Raw genomic sequence first — 237 nt, 5'->3', positions numbered from 1 at the left:
TGCACAGGATGTAGAGTTACAAGGCGGAGCGCTGGAAATTGAACGCGCTGCCGACCTGCTTTATGCTCTTGGAGAAACGTACCGGATTATAGACGCTCCCAACCTTTCCGGCTCCAGCTTCTCGCCTGATATCAAACACGACTTTGCTTTTGCCACACCGCAACTCAGCACTGACGGCACGGGGGTCGTCTTGGAGCGCAATACTGTGCAATTTGCCAGTGCCGCGCAGACAAACAA

General features: G+C 54.0%; 1 protein-coding gene. It reads left to right on the top strand.

The window, feature by feature from the left end:
• Positions 1-237 (top strand): hypothetical protein (locus tag HBA93_RS23485; RefSeq protein WP_221724817.1); only part of this gene is annotated, 237 nt, incomplete at both ends.

The organism is Ochrobactrum sp. SFR4, from assembly GCF_019730395.1.
In the GTDB taxonomy this organism is placed as follows: domain Bacteria; phylum Pseudomonadota; class Alphaproteobacteria; order Rhizobiales; family Rhizobiaceae; genus Pseudochrobactrum.
Note: the sequence above shows the minus strand (reverse complement) of the source record. Positions and strands in the feature narration are given on the sequence as shown.